13 protein-coding genes are annotated in these 18,467 nt (G+C 61.7%); 4 read left to right on the top strand and 9 right to left on the bottom strand.

Going from position 1 to position 18,467, the window contains the following annotated elements; translation table 11 throughout:
• The first annotated feature begins 25 nt into the window (after positions 1–25).
• The 3 genes from WA157_RS08670 to WA157_RS08660 all read left to right on the top strand — a co-directional run bounded on the left by WA157_RS08670 (position 26) and on the right by WA157_RS08660 (position 5,996).
• The gene (locus tag WA157_RS08670) at positions 26–631 is read left to right on the top strand and encodes an NUDIX domain-containing protein (RefSeq protein ID WP_422620559.1); all 606 of its coding nucleotides are present in this window, start codon (positions 26–28) and stop codon (positions 629–631) included.
• A gap of 7 nt (positions 632–638) precedes the next feature.
• Positions 639–1,088: a DUF1178 family protein gene (locus WA157_RS08665; RefSeq protein WP_422620558.1), complete on the top strand. Its 450-nt coding sequence runs from the start codon at positions 639–641 to the stop codon at positions 1,086–1,088.
• Between the two features lie 135 nt (positions 1,089–1,223).
• Entirely contained in the window at positions 1,224–5,996 is a 4,773-nt protein-coding gene (locus tag WA157_RS08660) for an NAD-glutamate dehydrogenase (RefSeq protein ID WP_422620557.1), read from the top strand.
• Positions 5,997–6,062: 66 nt separating this feature from the next.
• Here the strand turns inward: WA157_RS08660 and WA157_RS08655 are convergent, their stop codons facing one another.
• From WA157_RS08655 to WA157_RS08620, 8 genes are all read right to left on the bottom strand, one after another.
• Positions 6,063–7,838: an ABC transporter transmembrane domain-containing protein gene (locus WA157_RS08655; RefSeq protein ID WP_422620556.1), complete on the bottom strand. Its 1,776-nt coding sequence runs from the start codon at positions 7,836–7,838 to the stop codon at positions 6,063–6,065.
• A gap of 150 nt (positions 7,839–7,988) precedes the next feature.
• Positions 7,989–9,167 (bottom strand): lipocalin-like domain-containing protein, encoded by a 1,179-nt coding sequence (locus WA157_RS08650; protein WP_422620555.1) that lies wholly within the window; start codon positions 9,165–9,167, stop codon positions 7,989–7,991.
• Between the two features lie 7 nt (positions 9,168–9,174).
• On the bottom strand, positions 9,175–10,218 hold the full coding sequence (locus WA157_RS08645; protein WP_422620554.1) for a PLP-dependent cysteine synthase family protein: 1,044 nt from the start codon (positions 10,216–10,218) through the stop codon (positions 9,175–9,177).
• Positions 10,219–10,225: 7 nt separating this feature from the next.
• On the bottom strand, positions 10,226–11,002 hold the full coding sequence (locus WA157_RS08640; protein WP_422620553.1) for an ABC transporter ATP-binding protein: 777 nt from the start codon (positions 11,000–11,002) through the stop codon (positions 10,226–10,228).
• A 37-nt stretch (positions 11,003–11,039) separates the two neighbouring features.
• Positions 11,040–12,170, bottom strand: coding sequence for a succinylglutamate desuccinylase/aspartoacylase family protein (locus WA157_RS08635; protein ID WP_422620552.1), 1,131 nt, complete (start codon positions 12,168–12,170; stop codon positions 11,040–11,042).
• Positions 12,171–12,191: 21 nt separating this feature from the next.
• Complete coding sequence (locus WA157_RS08630) at positions 12,192–12,905, bottom strand: ABC transporter permease (RefSeq protein ID WP_422620551.1); 714 nt, start codon at positions 12,903–12,905, stop codon at positions 12,192–12,194.
• Positions 12,905–13,594: an ABC transporter permease gene (locus tag WA157_RS08625; protein WP_422620550.1), complete on the bottom strand. Its 690-nt coding sequence runs from the start codon at positions 13,592–13,594 to the stop codon at positions 12,905–12,907. Before WA157_RS08625 ends, WA157_RS08630 begins: the two co-directional genes overlap by 1 nt.
• Before the next feature lie 24 nt (positions 13,595–13,618).
• Entirely contained in the window at positions 13,619–14,386 is a 768-nt protein-coding gene (locus WA157_RS08620; RefSeq protein ID WP_422620549.1) for an ABC transporter substrate-binding protein, read from the bottom strand.
• A 415-nt stretch (positions 14,387–14,801) separates the two neighbouring features.
• Between WA157_RS08620 and WA157_RS08615 the strand changes: the two genes are divergently transcribed.
• Complete coding sequence (locus WA157_RS08615) at positions 14,802–16,295, top strand: diguanylate cyclase domain-containing protein (protein WP_422620548.1); 1,494 nt, start codon at positions 14,802–14,804, stop codon at positions 16,293–16,295.
• A 135-nt stretch (positions 16,296–16,430) separates the two neighbouring features.
• Here the strand turns inward: WA157_RS08615 and WA157_RS08610 are convergent.
• On the bottom strand, positions 16,431–18,467 hold a 2,037-nt coding region (locus tag WA157_RS08610), incomplete at its 5' end, for an FtsX-like permease family protein (RefSeq protein WP_422620547.1).

Genomic DNA, 18,467 nt, shown 5'->3' with positions numbered 1-18,467 from the left:
GCGCGATTAGTTCTTGCCACCTGCCATGGATGATCGTCATTTAGTCGAAGAAAAACTCAGCAGTGAAGAATTGGTCAAGGGCCATTTTCTTCACGCGTACCGCGATATCGTCAGACTTCCCAATGGGGCGACTACCAGCCGCGAATACATTGTGCATCCCGGGGCCGTCATGATTGTTCCCCTGCTTGAGGACGCAGAGGGTGGAATCAGGGTTGTACTTGAGCGTCAGTTTCGCTACCCGGTCGGCCAGGTGATGATTGAGTTTCCCGCGGGCAAGGTCGATTCAGGAGAAGACCTTCAGCTTTGCGCTCAGCGGGAGCTTCTGGAAGAAACCGGCTACACCGCGTCCCAGTGGTCGCATGCGGGTGTGTTGCACCCGGTCATTTCCTACTCCACGGAATTCATTGATATTTGGTTTGCCCGTGGTATGACCCCCGGGGAGCGTCAGCTCGATCATGGCGAGTTTTTGGATGTGTTTACAGCCACCCCGACAGAGTTGTTGCAATGGTGTCGGGATGGCCTGATCACGGACGGCAAAACCCTGACAGCGGCCCTGTGGTTACAGAACGTTCTGTCTGGCGCGTGGCTTTTGAATTGGCATCCAGCGGCGACTCCTGGCCAGGCGGGATAATGGCGTCATGAAAGTTCTGGACCTCCAGTGTCATAACCAGCATGTGTTTGAAGGCTGGTTCGCGTCCGAAGACGACTTCCTGGATCAGTGTGGGCGTGCCCTGGTCGAGTGCCCAGTATGCGGCGATGGATCGATCAGCAAGCGGCTGAGCGCGCCGCGTCTTAACCTGGGTGGCGGCCGCGGCGAGCCGTCACCTGCGCCGGACGTTGCCCGGCCGGATGGTGCGGAGCAAGCACTGCAGCTTGCCTGGATGGCGATGGCCCGCCGTATTGTGGCCAACACCGATGACGTGGGCGACAGGTTTGCCGAGGAAGCTCGCAAAATTCATTACGGGGAGGTCAAGGAGCGCGGCATTCGCGGACACGCCTCCCGCGCCGAAGCAGAGTCCCTTATTGAGGAGGGTATCTCCGTGATGCCCTTGTCGCTGCCGGCCGCCCTCAAGGGCCAGTTGCAGTAGCGACTTGTCGCCGCGCCGTTGGCGCACGGGGTTAATGCGACTCTTGCATAACGCCATGAACTCATGATCAAAGACAAGGTAATTCTGGACTGCACGCCTAGAATTTCGAAACATTCAAGATCAACCGGAGACACCATGACCCATCCCGCGCTTACCGAACTGCTGACCTATACCCAGGAGCATGCCGGGCCTGATGCCAACCGGCTTGCTGATTTTGTATTGGCCTATTTTGAGAATGCTGACCCGGATGAAATACAGGCCCGTGGTCCCGCAACTTTGTTAGCGATTGCCAATGCGCACTGGCGCTTGGCTGATGGCCCGTGTGCACCGCAAAGCGCCAGGATTCGCGTGTTCAATCCGACCCTGGCGGAAGATGGTTTTGTGAGCGAGCACACAGCCATTCAGATTGTTCACGACGACATGCCATTTTTGGTGGACTCGGTCACCATGGCTGTCAACCGCAGTGGCCGTACCGCGCACTGGATTGTCCATCCATTGCTCAGTGTGCAACGCGATAAACAAGGCCACTTGGTCAAGACCGCCAGCGCAGCGCATCTCGGTGAGCAAACCAGCCCGATGGCATCGTTCATTCTGGTGGAATGTGATCGCATTGTGAGCGAGGTTGATCGCGCTGCATTGGCCGGTGAACTGGCGCGCATCTTGGGGGATGTGCGTGCGACGGTGCAGGACTGGCAACCCATGTTGAATCGGCTGCGAGCCGTGGCCGATGCATCGGCACAGTCGTCGATCTCATCTGTCAGCCAGCAAGAAGGTGTTGAATTTTTGCGCTGGCTCGAAGCAAAGCATTTCACGTTCCTGGGGGCACGTGACTACAACGTGGTGCGTGATGACGATGGCGTGAGTCTGGTCGCGATTCCCGAATCTGGCTTGGGTGTGTTGCGCGGGGCGCCTCATACGCCGACAAGTCGCCTCCCTGCTGATGCCGTGGCTTTTCTTGATTCAGACCAACTGGTGCTCATTACCAAGGCCATGACGCGTTCCACCGTGCACCGTCCAGCCTGGCTGGACTACATTGGTGTCAAACGCTTCGACGATGCCGGTCGGGTGGTAGGGGAAACACGGTTTCTGGGCTTGTATACCTCTACCGCCTATGCAGCTCCGGTCAGCGATATACCGCAAGTTCGCCGTCGCACGGCCGAGGTGACCGCCGCTGCCGGTGTCGTGCCCGACAGCCATGCAGCCAAGTCGTTGCAGTCGATTCTGGATGCCTACCCGCGCGATGAGTTGTTTCAGATCGATACCGCCTTGCTCATAGAGCATGCAATCGGCATCTTGCGCTTGCAGGAGCGCCAGCGCACGCGCGTGTTCCTGCGCAGTGATCCGTTTGGGCGCTTTACCTCGGTGCAAGTATTTGTTCCACGTGACCGCTACAACACCGAGCTGCGCATCAAGATTGGTCAGGAGCTGGCCAGTGCGCTGGACGGCCAGTCAATTGAGTTCACCCCGATGCTCACCGATAGCCCGATGGCACGCATCCACTACCTTGTGCGGGCCAAGGAGCAAGTGCCAAGAAACCTTGATCTGCGAGCCCTGGAGGCGCGCATTGCCCGGCTGGCGCAGCGCTGGGAAGATGATTGCACGCAAGAGCTGCTGTATACCCATGGTGAGGGTCCGGGCTTGACACTGGCGCATCGCTTTGCCAATGCCTTCCCCACCGCTTACCGCGAGGACTTCTCGGCTCAGGTGGCTGCGGAGGACGCGCAGGCGCTGTCTGTCTTGACGCCCAGTTCGCCGTTGGCTGTCAAGCTGTATCGCCCGCTGGACGCTGGAGCGGGCCTGTTGCGTTTCAAAATCTACAACACCTCCAAAGTCGCCCTGTCTGATTCCCTGCCGGTGTTGGAGCGCATGGGTGCGCGCGTGCTGGACGAGCAGCCCTACCATGTCGGCAGCGGCAACGCAGACAAGGGTAAAAACGAGGTGTTCTGGATTCATGATCTGGGGTTGCAGTTGCCAGTGGGCACGGAGCTTTCCGTCATCAAGTCACGTTTTGAAGCGCTATTTGTTCAAGCCTGGAAAGGTGAGGTGGAAAGTGACGATCTGAACAAGCTCGTGCTCAACACCAGTCTGGACTCCCGAGCCATTGCTGTGCTGCGCGCTTACACGCGTTACTTCAAGCAGCTGGGCTTTGCCTTCAGCCAGAGCTACATTGAAACGACGTTGTACAAAAATGCCTTGATCGCCCAGGAAATCAGTGCATTGTTCGAGGCCCGCTTTAACCCCGCGCAGGAGGCTGATCGCAGTAGTGTGCAAGAGCAAATTGGCCAGCGCATCGAGGCGCTCCTGAGTGCCGTGGCCAGCCTGGACGAAGACCGGATATTGCGCCAGTTTTATGCCAGTGTCATGGCCACCCTGCGCACCAACGCGTGGCAAACCACTGACCTCGGTGTCGGCAAATCGTACCTGAGCTTCAAGCTGAATCCGCGCGAAGTACCGGGTGTGCCCGAGCCCAAGCCCTTGTTCGAAATTTGGGTCTATTCGCCGCGTGTCGAGGCCCTGCACTTGCGCTTGGGAAAAGTCGCCCGCGGTGGCCTTCGCTGGTCAGATCGGCCGGAAGATTTCCGCACTGAAATACTGGGCCTGGTTAAAGCCCAGCACGTCAAAAATACAGTCATCGTGCCGGTGGGTTCCAAGGGAGGGTTTGTCCTGAAGAAGGCGCCGCCTGCCAGTGAGCGCGAGGCTTATATGGCCGAAGGCATCGCCTGCTACAAACTGTTGCTGTCGGGCATGCTGGACTTGACCGACAACCTGGTGCAAGGCCAGGTGGTGCCCCCGCCCAAGGTGGTCCGCCATGACCCTGACGACCCTTACCTGGTGGTGGCAGCCGACAAAGGCACTGCCTCCTTCTCCGATATTGCCAACAGCGTGTCGGCTCAATACGGTTACTGGCTGGGCGATGCCTTTGCCTCCGGCGGCTCGGTGGGTTATGACCACAAAAAAATGGGGATCACGGCGCGCGGCGCCTGGGAGTCGGTTAAGCGGCACTTCCGCGCGTTGTCGATCAACACGCAAACCACGCCGTTCACCGTGGTCGGCATCGGTGATATGTCGGGCGACGTTTTTGGCAACGGCATGCTGCTGTCCGAACACATCCAGTTGGTGGTTGCGTTTGACCACCGCCACATCTTCATCGACCCCACGCCCGATGTTGCGCTCACCTTCGCTGAGCGCCAGCGCCTGTTTGCGCTGCCACGTTCGAGCTGGGACGATTTCGACAAGACCCTGATCTCTGAAGGGGGTGGCGTTTATTCACGTGCCGCCAAGTCGATCAAACTCTCGGCCCAGGCGCGCGCCGTTATCGGCACCGAGGCTGAGGAGCTCACGCCGGCGGCACTGCTGCATGCCGTTTTGCAGGCACCGGTAGACCTCATCTACAACGGCGGCATTGGCACCTATGTCAAGGCCGCTTATGAGTCTCATGCCCAGGTGGGTGACAAGGCGGGCGACGCATTCCGCGTCAATGGCAGCGAACTGCGCTGCAAGGTGCTGGTCGAAGGCGGTAACCTGGGTTGCACCCAACACGGCCGGGTCGAGTTCGCGCAAAAAGGCGGTTTGATCTACACCGACGCCATAGACAACTCGGCCGGTGTTGATTGCTCCGACCACGAGGTCAACATCAAGATATTGCTGGACCGGGTGGTGGAGGCGGGTGATTTGACGCTCAAGCAGCGCAACGATCTACTGGCCTCCATGACCGACGAAGTGGGTCATCTGGTGCTGGCGGACAACTACTATCAGACCCAGGCGCTTGACATCGCCTGCCATCGTCCGCTGTATGTGCTGGACGGCCAGCAGCGCCTGATGCAATGGCTTGAAGGGGCAGGGCGCCTGAACCGGGCGATTGAATTCCTGCCCAGTGACGAGGAGATCGCGTTGCGGCGGTCCCGCAAGCAGGGTTTGACAGCGCCAGAAGGTGCCGTGCTGTTGGCCTATGCCAAGATGTCGGTGTTTGACGACCTGGTGGCCAGCAACCTGCCCGATGACCCCTATTTCAGTGGTGCCCTGCGCGCCTACTTCCCCAAAGTCCTGAGTGAAAAATTTGCCGAGGCGATTGCCCGGCATCCACTCAAGCGCGAGATTATCTCGACTTTCATTGCCAACACGGTGGTCAACCGCACGGGTGCGACGTTCGTCAACTTTTTGGCGGCAGAAGCCGCCGCAACCGCCGCCGATGTGGTGCGCGCCTACACCTTGGCGCGTGAAATATTTGATCTGGAAACGCTGTGGGACCAGATTGACGCGCTCGACTACCAGGTCTCGACCTCTTTGCAACTGGACCTGTTGAGCAAATTGACCGCCATTGCGCAACGCGCTTCGCGCTGGATGCTGCGGCTGCGCGCCAAAGACACCGATCTGCCGACGCTGATCCAGCGTTACCAACCCGGTGCGCGTGAGTTGCGCGGCAATTTGGATCATTGGTTGCCAGCCCAGGCCATTGCGAACTGGCAGCAGGCGACCCAAATCCTGGTGCAGGCCGGTGTGGCGCAGGCGCTGGCGCAAAATCTGACGGCCCTGGAGTTCATATTCCCGGCGCTCGATCTGGTGGATTTGGCGCAAGTCACTAACGCCGACCTGGAGCAGGCGGCGCGCGCCTATTTCGGTGTTGAGCGTGCCCTTGGCCTGAGTGCCTGGCGGGCCCAAATCAACCGCTTGCCGACCGACAGCTTGTGGCAGACCCAAGCCAGGGGCAGTGCGCGTGACGACGTCTACTCGATTGCCAGCCAGGTCACACGCAGCTTGCTCTCAGGCACGCAAAGCCTGTCGGATTGGGAGGCGCAGCATCAAATCGCCATTGATCGTTTGTGCAAACTGTTGCAGAACATCGGCACCCAGAGTCCGGACCTGGCGCCGATCTCGGTGGCCCTGCGTGAACTGCGGCATCTGGCCTGAGTTCAGGGCCGCTCAGGAGCAGACGCTCAAGGATGGAGAATCCGGGCCTCTGGTCTTGGCCACGGCTCAAGCGTTGAACTGCAAAGCCGCCAGGCCCGCATAAACACCACCGTGCGCCACCAGTTCGGCGTGGGTGCCTTGCTCCACCAAGCGGCCGTGGTCCAGCACCACGATGTGGTCGGCCTTGATGACCGTGGCCAGGCGGTGCGCAATGACCAGCGTGGTGCGGCCGCGCATGGCGCTTTCCAGGGCCGCTTGCACCATGCGTTCGCTTTCGGCGTCGAGCGCGCTGGTGGCTTCGTCGAGCAGCAGCAGCGGCGGGTTCTTCAGCATGGCGCGGGCAATGGCTATGCGCTGGCGCTGGCCACCACTCAGGCGCACACCGCGCTCGCCCAGAAAGGTGTCGTAGCCTTGCGGCAGGGCGCTGATGAACTCGTCGGCAAAGGCCGCTTGCGCCGCCGCTTTGACCTCGGCATCGCTGGCCTCGGGTCGGCCATAGCGAATGTTCTCCAGTGCGCTGCTGGAAAAAATCACCGCATCCTGCGGCACGATGCCGATGCGCTGGCGAAGGTCGTGCAAAGACAGCTCGCGTGTCGCCACGCCGTCCAGATGGATATGACCCGAAGCGGGGTCGTAAAAGCGCAGCAGCAACTGGAACACGGTGCTCTTGCCGGCGCCGCTGGGCCCCACCAGCGCCACTGTCTGCCCCGGTTTCACCGCCAGTGAAAAATCAAACAGTGCGGCTTGTTGCGGGCGCGACGGATAGTTGAATGTGACATTGTCAAAACTTATAGCGCTTCCCGCACGCTGCACGGGGGCTGGAGCCGGATTTGAGGGTGAAGTGATGGGCGACCGGCTGCTGAGCAGCTCCATCAGCCGCTCGGTCGCACCGGCCGCGCGCAGCAAGTCGCCATAGACCTCGCCCAGAATGGCAAAGGCGCTGGCCAGGATGATGACGTAGACCACCGTCTGCCCCAAATGCCCGGCGCTGATGCGCCCGGCGATGACGGCCTGCGTGCCCTGGTACAAGCCCCACAAGAGCGCGGCGGACGTGGCAATGATGATGAATGCCACCAGGAACGAGCGCGCTTTGGTGCGCCGCACCGCGGTGTTGAAGGCGTTGTTGGTGGCGGCGTTGAAGCGCGCCGCTTCACGCGGCTCGGCGGTGTAGCTTTGCACCACCGGAATGGCGTTGAGCACTTCGGCCGCAATGGCGCTGGAGTCGGCCAGCCGGTCCTGGCTGGCGCGCGACAACTTGCGCACGCGCCGGCCGAACCACAGACTGGGCAGCACGATCAACACCAGCACCCCCAGCACCTGAACCATGACCATCGGGTTGGTCCAGATCAGCATGCCCAAGGCGCCGATGCCCATCACGGAGTTGCGCAAGCCCATGCTCAGCGACGAGCCCACCACGGTCTGGACCAGCGTGGTGTCCGCCGACAGGCGCGACAACACCTCACCGGTCTGGGTGGTTTCAAAAAACTCTGGGCTTTGCTGCAGCACATGGTTATAGACGGCGTTGCGCAAGTCAGCGGTGACACGCTCTCCCAGCCAACTCACCATGTAGAACCGTGCCGCGGAGAACAAGCCGAGCGCGACCGCCACGGCAAACAGCGCCACAAAGTGCTCACGCAAGGCCATCACCTGGGCGCCTTTGTCCGCTTGCACCAGGCCACCGTCAATCAGGCTGCGCAGTGCCACCGGAAAAGCCAGCGTGGCCATTGCCGCCAGCACCAAGAACACCAGCGCCAGACCGATACGGCCCTGGTAGGGGCGCAGAAACGGTAGTAGGCCGGAGAGTGATCTGGGGTTGGTGGGCCTGGGGCGTTCGCTGGTCATGAGGGCTCAGTTTGGGGTGAAAAGAGTGCGCTGCAAGTAGCGTTTTTTTTATATATATAAAATTGGCCTCTAGCCCTTATAAATACTTGGTTACTAGCTATGTAAATGATAGTAAATTGACCGACATGGCAACACTGCGGCAGGGCTGGCCTAGAGCCGCAGCGCACCGGCATAGCCGGTCATCTCCAGGTAGCCGCGCCCGACTCGCTGGCCCTGGCTGTCCAGCAACTCGCTCAAGCCTTCCCAGTAAACCGCGCCGGTGGAATTTCGGCTGTCGAGTTCCTGATCGTCGATGAGGGCTTGGACGCGGTAGACCGCAACCGGCGTGTGCACCCGCCACGCCACCGGGTAGCGCGCCTGTGTCACCGGGCTGTGCCAATAGCGCAGCGGCTCAAAAACCACCTCACCGGGCGCAAAGGCACGGGCTGGCGCCCCCCGCGTGGCCGGGCGAAACGAGCCGCCGTCCCAAACGGCGCCGCCAGTGGCGTCGCGCAAGCGAAACGCGGTCAGCGCACTGCCGTCTTGCAGGTTCATGCCGATCCAGTCCCAACCCACCGCCTGCGGCGACAGCGGCGACTGACTCCACTCATGGTCGAGCCAGGCCGCATTGGGCGCGGCGGTGTCCAGTTGAAACTGCTGGCCCTGCAGCGTGATCTGGCCGCTCACCGCCAGCTGCGGCAGGCTGTAGTAGTAGCTGGCCTGCGCTGGCAGGGGACCTTTGCGCGACAGCCCTTCGTCGCCTTGTAAGAGCCAGCTTTGCGTTTCGGTGCACTGCAAGTCCAATTGGAAGTCATTGCCCGCGACCCGCGCGCGGTAGCGTGAACGCGGTCCGTCGCCAACGTTGACGCCGGGCTTGGCCAGCGGCGCCGCAAGGATTGCCTCGCGCTTGAGCGACCAGTCGCGCAAACGCAGGTCGGTGTCGGTGTCGCTGGCGGCTGCAAGATCGATGTCGGCAGCGCCTGACGCGCGGGCAATGCGCTGGTCGTGCCAGAGCTTTTTGCCCTGCACATCGGTCACCGCCGCATGGGCAAAGATGAGTTGCCTGGCCGCAAAGCGCGAACGCATGGCCTGCGTCGCGGGCACACGCGAGCGAAAGAATGTAACTTGAAAGCCAAATTCCCGCATGCCCGAACTGGCGTAGCCGGTCAGGTACCACCACTCAATCGCGTAGTCGGGGTGGCTGCCCAGATCGCGTGGCGCTTGCAGCACGCGCCGCTGCAGCACGGGTGTCGCGTTTGTTTGCGCCAGGCCTGGCCAGGGCCACAGCGCGGCACCCAGGCCGGTGGCCAGCAGGTGTCGTCGCAACAGGCCAGGTGGCTCGGGCCGCATGGCAGCGTCAGGCCAATTGGGACTGGATGTGCGTCGCCGCCGCCGTGCAGTCACCCAGATGCTGGCGCACCCAGTCGGGATCAAAGTAGCTGGCAAGGTAGCGCTCGCCGGCGTCACACAGCAGCGACAGAATGGCGCCTTGCTGGCCTTGCGAGCGCATCTCGTTGGCCAGGACCAACATGCCGACAAAATTGGTGCCCGTTGAGGGCCCTACCTTGCGGCCGAGCAAGTGAGACAACACACGCATGGCGGCCACCGAATCGACGTCACTGACCTCCAGCATGCGGTCCACCAGCGTGCGGATAAAGCTGGCCTCCACCCGGGGGCGGCCGATGCCTTCGATGCGCGAACCCGGTCCCGTCAGGCTGGCGTCGCCCGTGCGGTGAAACTCGCCAAATACCGATCCTTGCGGGTCGGGCACGCAGACCTGGGTCGCATGGCGCTGGTGGCGCACATAACGGCCAATCGTGGCGCTGGTGCCGCCGGTGCCCGCACCGACCACAATCCAGCGCGGCACCGGGTGGCGCTCCCGTGCCATCTGCGTGAACATGCTTTGCGCAATGTTGTTGTTGCCGCGCCAGTCGGTGGCGCGCTCGGCATAGGTGAACTGGTCCATGTAATGGCCACCGGTCTGCGCGGCCAGCGTGCGAGCTTCGTCGTAGACCGCACTGGCGCTGTCCACCAGATGGCAGCGCCCGCCATAAAACGTGATTTGGGCGATTTTCTCGGGCGACGTGCTCTGCGGCATGACGGCAATAAACGGCAGGCCCAGCAGCCGCGCAAAGTAGGCTTCGCTCACCGCCGTGGAGCCACTGCTTGATTCCACCACGGTGGAGCCCGCGTGCAGCCAGCCATTGCACAGTGCGTACAAGAACAGCGAACGCGCCAATCGGTGCTTGAGGCTGCCGGTCGGGTGCGTGGACTCGTCTTTCAAATACAGGTCAATGCCGCAGCGGGCAAAGCCCGGCAGGGGCAGGGCGATCAGATGCGTGTCAGCGCTGCGCTGGTAGTCGGCTTCAATCAGCGCGATGGCGGTGTGCAACCAATTCATTGTTCGCCTACTTCAGGCTGCCGGACAAAAACTGCGCCAGTCGCTCACTTTTTGGGTTGGCCAGCACCTGCGCCGGCTTGCCTTCTTCCTCGATCAGCCCTTTGTGCAAGAAGATGAGATGGTTGGACACGTCGCGCGCAAAACCCATTTCATGCGTCACCACCACCATGGTGCGGCCCTCCAGCGCCAGGTTCTTCATGACCTTGAGCACCTCCGACACCAGCTCGGGGTCAAGCGCACTGGTGGGTTCGTCAAACAACATCACCTCGGGCTCCATCGCCAGCGCGCGGGCTATTGCCACGCGCTGCTGCTGGCCGCCGCTCATGTGCGCCGGGTAGCGGTCTTCCATGCCGGCCAGATCGACCCGCTTGAGGTACTTGCGCGCAATCTCCACCGCCTGATCGCGCGGAACCCCCATCACATGGACCGGCGCTTCGATGATGTTCTGCAACACCGTCATGTGCGCCCACAGGTTGAAGTGCTGGAACACCATGGCCAGCTTGGTGCGCATGCGCTGCAGCTGTTTGGGGTCGGAGGCACTGAGCTCGCCATTGGCGCCCGGCACCAGCTTGAGCTCTTCACCGGCCACCACAATGCGGCCCTGGTGCGGCTTTTCCAGCAGGTTGATGCAGCGCAAAAACGTGCTTTTGCCTGAACCTGAACTGCCGATGATGCTGATCACGTCACCGGCATGGGCGGTCAGCGATACACCTTTGAGTACCTCGACACTGCCGAAGCGTTTGTGAATGTTTTCTGCCTGGAGTTTGAGGGTGGAAGTGGTCATGGAAAAAAAGGTTGGGTGGGCAGGGAACAAAAAGGGCTCAGGCCCCCAGCAACTCGCCGGTTCTGAACGGCGTAGCGCCGGCAATCTTGCCCAGTTCGCCGCCGGTCATGATGTAGCGATCACGGATGCGGGCATAAAAAACACCGTCCACACCCGCCAGCACGCGATGTGTCTGGTTGGCAATCGGGTCAATCACCTGCGCCACCAGATCACCAACACGCAGGGTTTGGCCCACTTCGGCTGCAAACACAACCAGACCCGGGGCCGGTGCCTTCAGGGTTTCGGAGCCGGCCAGTGGCGTGGGTTGGCACTTGAAGGCGGGCACCGCAGGGGCTTCATGGCAAGCCAATAGCCGGGTGTGTTTGAGCCAGTCAACAACGGCTCGCGCATCCTGTTGTGCCAAGGCATGGCTGACGTCGAGCTCACCGCGCAACTCGATGGTGGTGCTGCAGCAGCCTTGCGGCAGCGGCACGTCTCGGCCCAGGCCGGCAAAAATATCAGCCAGCCGCCACCACGCGCCCGAGAGGCATTCGTCAAACGGCCCGCTGCCTGAATTCTTGGCCAGCAGTATGGCCTCGCTGCCCAGAAAGCGCGCCAGCGGCTCCAGCTGAGGCCAGCAGGCTTCTTCGGTGTAGAAATGCAGCACGCCTTCACAGTCGCAGTGCAGGTCCAGCACAAAGTCGGCGTCATGCGCCAGCGTCAGCAAGCGGTGGCGCAGGCTCTGCAGCTCGGTGTCGGGCAGCCAGTTGTCCAGGTACTTGCCCAAGGCCTGGCGCACCAGGCTAACGTTGGCTTGCGGGTCGTCGCCCAGCGCATCGCGTACCAGTGGCCCGACGGCGCTGGCCAGGTCCGGGTAATGGCGGTTGAAGTTTTCCGAGGTAGCGAGATCAAAGCGGCCCATCGGCTTGTGATCCACCCGCTGCGCCAGCCCCAACGGATTGGCTACTGGCACCAAAATGATTTCGCCTTGAATCTGGCCCGCAGCCTCCGCCGTTTCCAGCAAGGCGCGCAAGTGGTGCGCCACCAGCATGCCCGGCAATTCTTCGGCGTGCAGGCTGGCCTGGATGTAGACCTTGAGGCCGCTGCCGGGTTGGCCAAAATGAAAGCTGGTCAAGGTCTTTTGGCTGCCCAGGCTGTTGGACAGCAGGGGATGATCGATGCGAAGCATACGGTGTGACCTGTCCTTGAACTACAGCTTGCGCGGGGCCAGATAAGCCAGCAGGCGCCCTTCGCTGAACCTGAAGAAACCGATCAGGCAAAAAGAGGCGACGAGGTAGATCGCCGCGGCAGCCAGATAGGCCTCAAACGGCAGGTAATAGTCCGAGTAGATGCGACTCGCCGCCGCTGTCACGTCCAGCATGGCGGGCACCGCGCTGGCCAGGCTGGTGGCTTGCAGCATCATCACCACCTCGTTGCTGTAAGCCGGCAGCGTGCGCCGCATGGCGCTGGGCAGCACAATGTGCAGCATCACCTTGAAGCGGCTCATGCCATAAGCCTGCGCGGCTTCAATTTCACCCGCGCTGGTTTCCCGAATGGCACCGGCCAGCATCTCGGCGGTGTAGCCCGCGGTGTTCAGGCTGAAGGCCAGCAAGGCGCAGAAAAAAGGTTCCTTGAAATGCGTCCACGGCCACACCGTGTCCCAGCGCGCCTGAATCCACTCCAGTTGACCCAGGCCGTAGTAGATCAGGTAGACCTGAATCAAGAGCGGCGTGCCCCGCATCACATAGGTGTAGGCGCCCACCACCCAGCGCAGCGGCGCCCACGGGCCGGTCAGGGCCAGCGCACACAGCAGCGCCAGCACGGCGCCCACCGCCAGTGACGAAAACAGCAGGGCCAGGGTGGTCAGGATGCCGGTGCCGTAGAGCGCCAGGTTTTGCGGCTCGAAGATGACGGCGAAATTCATTACAACTGCACCCGTTTGGTACCCAGGCTGTAGCGGGCGTTGAGTCGGCGCAGCACCATGAGCGACACCGTGGTGTAGATCAAAAACAGCGCGGCGGTGAATAAAAAGTAGGCAAACGGCGAGCGCGTGGCCGCGCTGGCCTGCTTGGCCAGATAGGTCATTTCCTGCAAGCCAATCAGACTCACCAAGGCGGTGGCCTTGATCAGCACCAGCCAGTTATTGGTAAAGCCGGGCAGGGCGTAGCGCACCATTTGCGGCGCGGTGATGCGCATAAAGGTTTGCGTGCGGCCCATGCCAAAAGCCCAGGCGGCTTCTGCCTGCCCTTTGGGAATGGCCAGAATGGCGCCTCGAAAAGTCTCGGTCATGTAGGCGCCGTAGATGAAGCCGATGGTCAACACGCCGGCCAAAAACGGGTTGATGTCCACCGTGGCTTCGCTGCCCATGGCCTCCAACAAATTGTTCAGGCCGATGGTGCCGCCATAAAACACCAGCAGCATCAGCACCAGCTCCGGGATACCCCGGATGATGGTGGTGTAGAGCGTGGCCAGCGCCACCAGAATGGGACGCCCCGAGAGTTTGGCGCCCGCGCCTGCCAGGCCCAAAATAATCGCTACCAGCAGGGCTGCAAGGGACACGCCCACCGTGAGTACAGCACCATACAAGATGGAGGAGTAGTAGGAGGAACTCATCGGCGGGGTTGGTCGCTGGTGGCTTTACTTGCCGTAAACGTCAAACTTGAAGTATTTGTCGTTGATTTTCTTGTAAGTGCCATTGGCACGGATCGTCTTGATGCCGGCGTTCAATTCGTTTTTGAGCGCCGTTTCACCCTTGCGCAGGCCAATGCCGACGCCAGTACCAAAGTATTTTTCAGTGTAGAGCTCTGGGCCGACCAGGTTGTAGTCTTTGCCTTCGGGCTTGCTCAGGAAACCACCGGTGACTTCCACAAAGTCGGCCACGGTGCCGTCCAGACGACCGGACTTGATGTCCAGGTAAACCTGGTCCTGCGCTTCGTAGGGGACCACTTCCACGCCCACGGTCTTGAGTTCGCCCATGGCGTATTTTTCTTGTGTGCTGCCTTTGAGAACGCCGAGCTTTTTGCCCTTGAGCGAAGCCGGGCCATCGAACTTGACGTCTTTCTTCACCACGATGCGGCTCGGTGTGTTGTAGTACTTGTTGGTGAAATCAATCACCTTGAGCCGGTCAGCGGTGATCGACATCGAGCTGATGATGACGTCGTATTTTTTCGCCTGCAGGCCCGGAATCATGCTGTCCCAGACTTGCTCGACGAACACGCATTTGCGCTTGACCTGCTCGCACAGCGCGCTGGCGATGTCGACGTCGAAGCCGGTCGGCTTGCCGTCGGCGGTCTTGAACGTGAAGGGCTCGTAAGTCGGGTCGATGGCGACCTTGAGGTCTTTGCCTTGGGCAAACGAGACAGCGCAGAGCGATCCAATGGCGATAGCCAGGAGGAGTTTTTTCATGAGCAAATCCTAAAAAAAGCCGCAGACTGGCCACGGCGAGGTAAAAATGAACAGAGATTTCATTCTACGGTCTGTGAACTGCGAAAAATGGCATGGTTTTCCATAAGCCGGGATGATCTATTCACCAAAATCATGAGCATGTAGCGGAACTGAACTTGCGTCGACGCAGAAAAATGACGTCGTCCATCGTTGTTCAAGCTTGTTTGGCGATTTTTGCTTGATCCGCAAGGCGGTGGTCCGGCCGCCCGATGTGGCCTGGCAAGGCGTGTCCTGGGCGGGAAATGGGGCTCGTCAGGGCTGCGGCGCATAATCGGGCCAAGCTAGTTGTATCTTTTTGTAAGCGCGCAACAAGAGGGTGGCGCCTAACCCACTAATTTGCCAAGTTGCCTCGGTCATCGGTCGCTGGTATCTCACCATGAAGCACGCGATTCACTGGAATCTTTTGAGTCCCTTCATCCGCAATGCTCTGTTGTTGGCTGGCCTGATCAGCGCCGGTCTGGCTGTCTGGTTCCGCTATGGGTGGCTGGCGCTGGGTGGTCTGGCGGCCCTGGCCCTGATTGTGTGGCAAGGCACACGCTTATTCATGACGCGGCGCAGGCTGACGGAACAATATCGGTTGGTGCTGCTGCAAAAGAAGCGGCTCAGAGAAAGTGAATTCCGCTGGAAATTTGCCATTGAAGGCTCAGGTGACGGCCTGTGGGACTGGAACGTGGCCGACGGGAACGTCTATTTCAGCGCGCAATACAAACAAATGCTCGGTTTGACGGTTGACGAGATGGATCAACGCTTGCAGGAGTGGGAGACGCGCGTTCACCCCGATGACAAGGCCGGGAGCCTGATGGCATTGCAATCCCACCTTGATGGACAGAGCCCGGTGTATGCCGCCCAATACCGCATGCGCTGCAAGGATGGCAGCTACAAGTGGATTCTCGACCGTGGCATGGTGGTCAGCCGCAGTGATGCGGGCAAACCCCTGCGCATGATTGGCACCCATACCGACATTAGCGCGCACAAACAAGCCGAGGAAAAACTTCAACTCGCCGCCAGCGTTTTCACCCATGCGCTCGAAGGCATCATGATCACCGATGCGCAGGGCCTGATCATCGACGTCAATCAGGCCTTCAGTCGCATCACCGGCTACGAGCGTGACGAGGTGTTGGACCGCAACCCGCATCTTTTGAGCTCCGGTCGACAGAGCAAAGAGTTCTATGCCGCCATGTGGCGCGATCTGCAGGAAAACGGGTGCTGGTATGGCGAAGTCTGGAACCGGCGCAAAAGTGGCGAGGTCTATGCCCATCTGCAAAACATCAGCGCGGTGCGCGATGCCCAGGGCCAGACCCGGCAGTACGTCTCGCTGTTTTCCGACAACACCGCGCTCAAGGTGCATCAGCAGCAACTCCAGCACCTGGCCCATTTTGATGCGCTGACCGACCTGCCCAACCGCCTGTTGCTGGCCGATCGCCTGCACCAGGGCATGGTACAGGTGCAGCGGCGCGGACAGGTGCTGGCGCTGGCTTTTGTTGACCTGGACGGTTTCAAGCTGATCAACGACCGCCATGGACATGAAGCGGGGGACCACCTGCTGATGACGGTGGCCACTCGCATGAAGCAGGCCCTGCGCGAAGGGGACACCCTGGCCCGCCTGGGCGGCGACGAGTTTGTCGCCGTGATGCTCGATCTGGCAAACGAGGCGGCCTGCGAGCCGATGCTGCACCGCCTGCTGGCCGCCGTCGCCCAGCCGGCGCAATTTGGGGGACACAAGTTGCAGGTTTCAGGCAGTCTGGGCGTGACCTTCTATCCGCAGGCGCAGGAACTGGACGCCGATCAGTTGCTGCGCCAGGCCGACCAGGCCATGTACCAGGCCAAGCTGGCGGGCAAGAATCGCTACCAGTTCTTCGGGGTTGAATAATCCCGGCGTGTGATCAAGGCGCAGGGCCATCTGTATTTCAGGCTGCTAGCCCCCGTGTAGCCTGCCTAAGTAGCTACCTTATTGATAGTGATCTGGGGGTGACGCCGGTGGCACGCATTCTTCTCTTGCGCCGCGTCACCAGTCTTCCTTCACCGCCAGCACCGCGTCCTTGCCCGCTGCCGCACGGCCGGCCAGCCAGGCGGTGATGGTGCCCGCCAGCACCACGGCCAGGCACAGCAGGAGCAGGCGGCCCCACGGCAGCATCAGCTCCATGGTCCAGTGAAAGCTTTGCGGGTTCACCACATGCACCAGCACCACCGACACCGCCAGCCCCAAGCCGAGCCCGGTGATGGCGCCCACGCTGGTCCAGGCGCTGCCCTCCAGGGCGACCAATTGCAGAATCTGGCGGCGGCTCAAGCCCAGGTGGGCCAGCAGGCCGAACTCCTTGCGCCGCGACAACACCTGGGCGCTGAAGCTGGCCGCCACACCAAACAAGCCAATCGCAATCGCCACCGCTTGCAGCCAGTAGGTCACCGCGAAACTGCGGTCAAAAATGCGCAGCGAGGTGGTGCGGATCTGGCTGGCGGTGCCAAATTCGAGCAACTCGCTGGCGTTGCCCTGGCTGCCAGCAGCGGCAGCAGCCTCTTCGCCTTGGGCCACCCCAATGCCCCGATCGGCCAGCGCCCGCACCGCTTGCTGCACCGCCTCGGCCTCGTCCGGGTTGTTGAGCCACAGCGCCAGGTCGTTGGCGCGCTGGTCGCCGGTGAGACGTTCGAACACGCGCTGGTCCATCGCGATGGCGCCGCTTTGGCGGGCGTAGTCGCGCCACACACCTGCTACGAAAAAACTAGCTTCCTGCGCCCTATCGACGGGGGCTAGAGCCCTAAATGATGCTGAAAGCGGGGCAAACACCGTGCCCAGGCGGGCGCCATGCAGGTCCACCATCGCCTCGCTCACATAGATGCCAATCTGTCCCGCTGGCACCGCCAGCGCATCACCCACCAGCGGCAGGCTGCGCGCCGGCTCAAGCAGGTCGCGGGCGATCAGCGCCACCGGTGGCTGCGTGGGGTCCAGCTTGAGCGAGACCAGGCGCTGGGTCTGCACCTTTTGCACCCCCGGCAACTGGCCTGCGGCCCGCACAAATTCAGGCGTGAAGTACACCGTGTCACTGGCGCTCAAGGACCTGGAACTGCGCACATACAGGTCGGCTGGCAGCACGCGGTCCAGCCACACCGTCACCGATTCCCGAAAACTTGCCACCATCACCGTCAGCGCCACCGCCAGGCTGAGCGAGGCCACCACGCCGCTCACGACCACCGCCGCAGACTCGCGTTGCCGGCGCGCCCGCTCCACCGCCAGCAGTGGCAAGGTGTGCCGCGCCACCCGCGGCGCCAGCCGGTCCAGCAGCACGCCAATCAGCCAGGGCAGCGCCGTGATGCCGCCCACCAGCAGCAGCCCGACCGACACGTAGGCCGCCAGTGGTATGCCAAAAACGGCTGGAGCCCTCGTCAACAGGACGCTAGCAGCTATTAAAACGATACTGATCCAGTGGCTGCGGCGGACTCCCTGCGTGCTATCGAGCCCTTTGAGCGTTTGTGCCGGTGGCAGGCCCTGCGCCCGCCGCGCCGGCCACCAGCCGCCCACCAAGGCTGCCACCAGCCCCAGGACGCCGTAGCCCAGGGCGGCCCAGCCGCTCCACTGCAACTGGGGTGAGACCCCGGAAAAAAAACCGCCACCCAGATCGCCGCCGAGCAGACGCAGCGCCAGCGCGGCCAAGGCCGTGCCCAATGCAATACCGGCCGCGCTGCCAATCACGCCCAGCGCCAGCGACTCCCACAGCACCAGTGCCAGCCGCTTGCGCGCACTCAGGCCCAGCACCGCCAGCAAGGCAAACTGCTGCGCCCGCTTGGCCACGCTCAAAGACAGCACCGAAAACACCAGAAATGCCCCGGTGAACAGGGCAATCAGCGCCAGCACGCTGAGGTTGACGCGGTAGGCGCGCGACAGATCCTGGGCTTGGCGTTGCGCGTCGCCGGGTGGGCTCAAGCTCAGTCCGGGTGGCCAGTCCGGCGCGCCTTGCAGCGCGCGCACGAAAGCGCCGGCGTCGACGCCCGCTTGCAGCCTCAGGTCAATGCGGGTGAGTTGGCCCTGCTTGCCAAACAGCTCTTGCGC

The sequence above is a fragment of the Rhodoferax ferrireducens genome (genome assembly GCF_049302455.1).
Classification (GTDB): domain Bacteria; phylum Pseudomonadota; class Gammaproteobacteria; order Burkholderiales; family Burkholderiaceae_C; genus Rhodoferax; species Rhodoferax ferrireducens_B.
Note: the sequence above shows the minus strand (reverse complement) of the source record. Positions and strands in the feature narration are given on the sequence as shown.

Coding starts and splice junctions, on each gene's coding strand:
- WA157_RS08620 (WP_422620549.1), bottom strand. CDS start 14,386: ATGAAAAAACTCCTCCTGGCTATCGCCATTGGATCGCTCTGCGCTGTC.
- WA157_RS08640 (WP_422620553.1), bottom strand. CDS start 11,002: ATGACCACTTCCACCCTCAAACTCCAGGCAGAAAACATTCACAAACGC.
- WA157_RS08615 (WP_422620548.1), top strand. CDS start 14,802: ATGAAGCACGCGATTCACTGGAATCTTTTGAGTCCCTTCATCCGCAAT.
- WA157_RS08665 (WP_422620558.1), top strand. CDS start 639: ATGAAAGTTCTGGACCTCCAGTGTCATAACCAGCATGTGTTTGAAGGC.
- WA157_RS08670 (WP_422620559.1), top strand. CDS start 26: ATGGATGATCGTCATTTAGTCGAAGAAAAACTCAGCAGTGAAGAATTG.
- WA157_RS08635 (WP_422620552.1), bottom strand. CDS start 12,170: ATGCTTCGCATCGATCATCCCCTGCTGTCCAACAGCCTGGGCAGCCAA.
- WA157_RS08630 (WP_422620551.1), bottom strand. CDS start 12,905: ATGAATTTCGCCGTCATCTTCGAGCCGCAAAACCTGGCGCTCTACGGC.
- WA157_RS08625 (WP_422620550.1), bottom strand. CDS start 13,594: ATGAGTTCCTCCTACTACTCCTCCATCTTGTATGGTGCTGTACTCACG.
- WA157_RS08655 (WP_422620556.1), bottom strand. CDS start 7,838: ATGACCAGCGAACGCCCCAGGCCCACCAACCCCAGATCACTCTCCGGC.
- WA157_RS08660 (WP_422620557.1), top strand. CDS start 1,224: ATGACCCATCCCGCGCTTACCGAACTGCTGACCTATACCCAGGAGCAT.
- WA157_RS08650 (WP_422620555.1), bottom strand. CDS start 9,167: ATGCGGCCCGAGCCACCTGGCCTGTTGCGACGACACCTGCTGGCCACC.
- WA157_RS08645 (WP_422620554.1), bottom strand. CDS start 10,218: ATGAATTGGTTGCACACCGCCATCGCGCTGATTGAAGCCGACTACCAG.